The following is a 5,027-nucleotide window of genomic DNA, read 5'->3' on the forward strand; positions in this document are numbered from 1 at the left end:
CGGCACGATGGAACGTGCCGGGGAGATCAGACGGCCCAGGAACCACCTGAGCCGGCCGAAGGTCACTCGCTGTCGCCAGCCTCGGCGGTCTCGCCCTCAGCGGCCTCGCCCTCGGCGGGGGCGGCCTCTTCTTCGCCGGTGTCGCTGTCCTGCGCGCCGGTGACGTTGACGATCAGCGTCTCCGGGTCGGTCACCAGGGTGGTGCCCTTCGGCAGCTCGATCTGGCCCGCGAGGAACTGGGTGCCGGCGGCGGCGCCCTCGATGTTGACCTCGATGGACTCGGGGATGCTCGTGGCGTCGGCCTCGACCTGGATGGTGTTGTTCTCGGTGACGACCAGCGTGTCCCGCTCGGCCTCGCCGACGACGTGGATCTGGACGTCGACGGTGGCCTTGTCGCCGCGAACGACGGCAACGAAGTCGACGTGCTCGAGGACGCGGCGGACCGGGTCGACCTGGACCTGCTTGGTCAGGGCGAGCTGGACGGTGCCGTCGATGTCGAGCTCGAGGAGCGCGTTGGCGCCGCCGTGGCGGATCGCCATCATGGTCTCGTGGCCCGGGAGGGTGACGTGGATCGGCTCGTTGCCGTGTCCGTAGACGACTGCGGGGATCTTGTTCTCGCGACGGATGCGGCGGGCGGCGCCCTTGCCGAACTCGGCGCGGATCTCGGCCTTGATCTTCTCGGTGCTCATGGGGAATCTCCTGGATCGTCTGGGTCTCGGTGGGAGCCTGCGGAAACAGGAGCGCCGCGCTTCCCTCACCCGGTGACCGGCAGGGCGCGCGGCGTCGTGACGTACTACGAGCCGGCCCAGTCGATCACGGAGTCATAGAAGCGGGAGCTCCCTCGCCGAGGCAACCGGAGAAGATTACCCACGATCCGGGGGTACGGCGAAATTCCGGTCAGCGGTAGGGGTCGGTGATCTCGCGCAGCGACTCGAGGGCTCCACGGAGCGCCGCCATCGCCTCCGGGCCGAGCCGGCTGGTCCACTCCCGCTCGATCGCGCGCTCCTCGCGCCGGGCCACCTCCCGCGCCCGGTCCCCCCGTGGGGCACCGACCACGAGCCGGGCACGGGCATCGGACGGATCGGGCACCCGGTCGACGTACCCGGCCCGGAGGAGCTGGTCCACCAGGACGCTCGCGCTCTGCTTGGTGATCCGCGCCTGCTCTGCGAGGTCGGTGATCCTGCTCCCCTGCTCCGCGACGCGCGCGGCGACGCGCGCCATCGCCGGCGTGAGGTCGTCGAACCCGGCGGCCACGATCGCTTCGTGGATCCGCTGTTCGGCGTACCGCGCACTGATGAACATCAGCAGCGCCGGGTGGGGATCGGTCACCACTCCTCCTGGGGGCTTGACGAACAAGTCAGTTCACCTGACGATAGCAGTCAGGAAGCCTGACCATCTCGTGAGCCGCCAAGGAGGTCCCATGGACAAGAGCGAGCTCTGGCGCCACATCCATGCGGAGCGGGCGGCCCTCGCCGGCCTGCTCGCCGAGCTCCCCGACGAGGACTGGTCCCACGACACGCTGTGCCCCGGGTGGACCGTCCACGACGTCGCCGCCCACGTCATCTCGACACCCCAGATCGGCTGGCGCGACATGGGCGGGCTCATGGCCCGCAACCTCGGCCGTGGCTACAACTCGATGATCTTCCGCGAGGTGAAGCGGCTCGGCGCCCGCGAGACGCGCGACAGCATCCTGTCCGACTTCGAGCGCTACGCGACCAGCACCCACCACGTCCCGACGACCACGTCGGTCGAGCCGCTGATCGACGCACTCCTGCACCACCAGGACATCGTCCGCCCGCTCGGGCGGACCCGTGAGATGCCTCCGGCAGCGGCGGCTGTCGCCGCCGACCGGGTACGACGCCTCGCGCCGCTGATGGGTACGGGCAAGCTCGTCCGGAGTGTCCGGATGGTCGCCACCGACGTGAAGTGGGCCCGCGGCAAGGGGCCGGTCGTCAGTGGGCCGATGCAGGAGCTGCTGATGATCGCATCGGGCCGGCGACCCGATCCTGCGCTGGTCGAGGGCGAGGGCACCGCACTGGTACCGACACTCACCTGAGCCGGGGCCCGGTCAGGCCAGGGAGATCACCGACCCGTACCTCCGGGCACCTTCCCCGGGAGGAGATACCGCTTTATGCTTGGGCGAAGTATAAAGACGTATCACGCTCGGGAGATCGCCATGCCGAACAATCCCTACACCCCCGGCCAGGTGCCGCGGATCCTCGCCGGCCGCACCGCGGAGATGCGGCGGATCGAGGGACTGCTCGGCCGTGTCGCGACGTTCGGCGAGCTCGGCGGTCCGCTCCTCCTGTTCCACGCACCCCGTGGCATCGGCAAGACGTCCCTGCTGCGGGCCGGCCAGCGCCGGGCCGAGGAGTCCGGCTTCGTGACCGCCTGGGTCGCGTGCTCGCGCCAGCAACCCGTCCTGCCCGAGATCGCGCACAGCATCGGCCGCGCGCTCGAGCGCGCCGACGCCGTACCCGGTGGCGCAGCCGGCAACCGGTGGCGCGGACAGCTCGATCGGCTGACGGTGGAGGTCGGACTTCCCGGGGCCAAGGTGCAGGCCGAGGTGGCGCGCAAGGAGACGACGCCGCCGCCGATGGCGGCCGTCGGCATGCTGGAGTCCCTGCTGCACGGGGCGGCGTCCTCGGTACGGAGCCGGGGAGGTGCGGGCCTGCTGCTCCTCCTCGACGAGCTGCACACCGCCTCTGCCGAGGAGATGTCCGTCCTCCTGAACACCCTGCAGAACCTCGACGGCGAACGCGCGGAGAACCCGATGGCGGCGGTCGCCGCCGGCCTCCCCGTCACCCCCGAGGCGTTGACGCGGGCCGCCACGTTCGGGGAGCGCAGCACCTTCGTCTCGCTCGACGTCCTGTCGACGGACGACGCCCGGGCGGCCCTCGTTGCGCCGGCCGAGGCCGAAGGTGTCGGGTGGACCGAGGCCGCGCTCACCGCCATCGTCAACGAGTCGCGCGGCTACCCCTACCTGCTGCAGCTGCTCGGCAGCACGACCTGGGAGGCCGCGCCACCGGACAAGGGCGCCCGGCTCACCCTCACCGCGGTGAAGCGCGGGCTACCCGTCGCCCGCGACCAGATCACCGCCATGCATCGCGCGCGCTGGGGGGCGGCCTCGCAGTCGGAGCAGAGGTTCCTCGCGGCGATGGCCGCCGCCGGCGATGGCAACGTGACCCGGGCCGCCATCGCCGCTGGCCTCGGCGTCGACTCCCGTGCGATCAGCGTTCCGCGCGAACGCCTCATCGAGAAGGGCGTGATCGAGCCCGTCGGCCACGGCCTGGTGCGGTTCACCCTGCCGGGGTTCGGTGCGTTCGTGCGGGGCCTCGACGAGGCCTGACCGGGGGTAGTCCGCAGCGCAAGCGTCAGGCGTGGCCGTCGAACATGCTCGTGACCGAGCCGTCCTCGAAGACTTCCCGGATGGCGCGGGCCACGAGCGGCGCGATCGACAGCGTGGTGAGCTTGTCGAACTGCTTCTCGGCCGGCACGGGCAGGGTGTTGGTGATGACGACCTCGACAGCGGTGCTGTTCTTGAGGCGGTCGACCGCAGGCTCGGAGAGGATCGCGTGGGTGGCAGCGATGACGACGCCTGCCGCGCCCTCGGCCATCAGCGCCTCGGCGGCCTTCACGATCGTGCCACCGGTGTCGATCATGTCGTCGGTCAGGACGCAGATCCGGTCCTTGACCTCACCGACGACCCGGTTGGCGACGGTCTCGTTCGGACGATCGGTGCGACGGGTCTTGTGGATGAACGCCAGCGGCGCCCCACCGAGGCGTGCGGACCAGCGCTCGGCGACCTTGATCCGGCCGGCGTCCGGCGAGACCACGGCGAGCGGCTGGTCGCCGTACTTGGACTTGATGTAGTCCGCGAGCAGCGGCAGCGCCATGAGGTGGTCGACGGGGCCGTCGAAGAAGCCCTGGAGCTGGTCGGCGTGCAGGTCGACGGTGATGATCCGGTCGGCGCCGGCGCTCTTGAACATGTCGGCGATCAGGCGCGCGGAGATCGGCTCACGGCCACGGTGCTTCTTGTCCTGGCGGCTGTAGCCCCAGAACGGCATGACCACGGTGATCCGCTTGGCGGACGCGCGCTTGAGCGCGTCGACCATGATCAGGTGCTCCATGATCCACTCGTTGATCGGAGTGGTGTGGCTCTGGATCACGAACGCGTCGCAGCCGCGAACGGACTCCTCGTAGCGCACGTAGATCTCGCCGTTGGCGAACTCGTAGGCCTGGGTCGGCACGAGAGGCTGTCCCAGGAGCTCGGCGACCTGATCGGCCAGCTCGGGGTGGGCACGTCCTGAGAAGAGCATCATGTTCTTCTCGGTCGTCTTCTTCAGACCGCTCACGCGAGTGACTCCCCTGGGTCGCCGGAAGTGATGCCTAGGATTCTGCCTGCTCGGTGCGGTCGGCCCCAAGTCCCCACCGGTTTTCGGACAAAGCCTCAGCCGTTCCCTGACTGTTCATCCTTGCCCGCCGCTGCCGCTGCCTCGGCCTGGGCCGTCCCGGGGCGCTTGCTCTGGGCCCAGCCGGGCAGGTTGCGCTGCGGGCCGCCACTGACGGCCAGCGCCCCCGGTGGCACGTTCCGTCGTACGACGGTGCCGCCCCCGGTTCCCGCCCCGTCACCGATCTCGACGGGTGCCACGAACGTGTTGTTGGAGCCGGTCTTGGCGAAACGGCCGACCTTCGTGCGGTGCTTCGCGGAGCCGTCGTAGTTCGCGAAGATGGTGCCGGCGCCGATGTTCGTGCCCTCGCCGATCTCCGCGTCTCCGACGTACGACAGGTGCGGCACCTTGGCACCCTCGCCGATCTGCGCGTTCTTGGTCTCGACGAACGTGCCGATCTTGCCGTTGGCGCCGAGGAGCGTGCCCGGACGCAGGTAGGCGAAGGGGCCGACCGTGGCACCGGCGCCGATGACGGCGAGCTGGCCGTGGGTGCGCACGACCCGGGCACCCGCGCCGATCTCGCAGTCCTGGAGGGTGGTGTCGGGTCCGACGACCGCGTCCTCGGCGATGACGGTC

General features: G+C 70.3%; 5 protein-coding genes and 1 pseudogene. 2 read left to right on the forward strand and 4 right to left on the reverse strand.

The annotated features are described in order from the left end of the window. Positions 1-62: 62 nt before the first annotated feature. On the reverse strand, positions 63-689 hold the full coding sequence (locus tag ACOADB_RS19245) for a 50S ribosomal protein L25/general stress protein Ctc (protein ID WP_378602112.1): 627 nt from the start codon (positions 687-689) through the stop codon (positions 63-65). A gap of 208 nt (positions 690-897) precedes the next feature. Next, positions 898-1,329, reverse strand: coding sequence for a MarR family winged helix-turn-helix transcriptional regulator (locus ACOADB_RS19250; protein WP_378602115.1), 432 nt, complete (start codon positions 1,327-1,329; stop codon positions 898-900). A 91-nt stretch (positions 1,330-1,420) separates the two neighbouring features. On the opposite strand from ACOADB_RS19250, the gene ACOADB_RS19255 reads away from it, so the two are divergent. Both ACOADB_RS19255 and ACOADB_RS19260 read left to right on the forward strand, forming a co-directional pair. Continuing rightward, entirely contained in the window at positions 1,421-2,056 is a 636-nt protein-coding gene (locus ACOADB_RS19255) for a maleylpyruvate isomerase family mycothiol-dependent enzyme (RefSeq protein WP_378602118.1), read from the forward strand. Between the two features lie 120 nt (positions 2,057-2,176). Beyond that, a complete protein-coding gene (locus ACOADB_RS19260; protein WP_378602121.1) occupies positions 2,177-3,349 on the forward strand; it encodes an AAA family ATPase in 1,173 nt (390 codons plus the stop codon). Between the two features lie 25 nt (positions 3,350-3,374). On the opposite strand, the gene ACOADB_RS19265 is transcribed toward ACOADB_RS19260, so the two are convergent. Together ACOADB_RS19265 and glmU are read right to left on the reverse strand one after the other, a co-directional pair. Continuing rightward, positions 3,375-4,355, reverse strand: coding sequence for a ribose-phosphate diphosphokinase (locus tag ACOADB_RS19265; protein WP_378602124.1), 981 nt, complete (start codon positions 4,353-4,355; stop codon positions 3,375-3,377). A 95-nt stretch (positions 4,356-4,450) separates the two neighbouring features. After that, positions 4,451-5,027, reverse strand: a pseudogene (glmU, locus tag ACOADB_RS19270) (bifunctional UDP-N-acetylglucosamine diphosphorylase/glucosamine-1-phosphate N-acetyltransferase GlmU); the annotation flags it as partial.

The sequence above is a fragment of the Nocardioides sp. CPCC 206348 genome (genome assembly GCF_048654705.1).
GTDB lineage: Bacteria > Actinomycetota > Actinomycetes > Propionibacteriales > Nocardioidaceae > Nocardioides.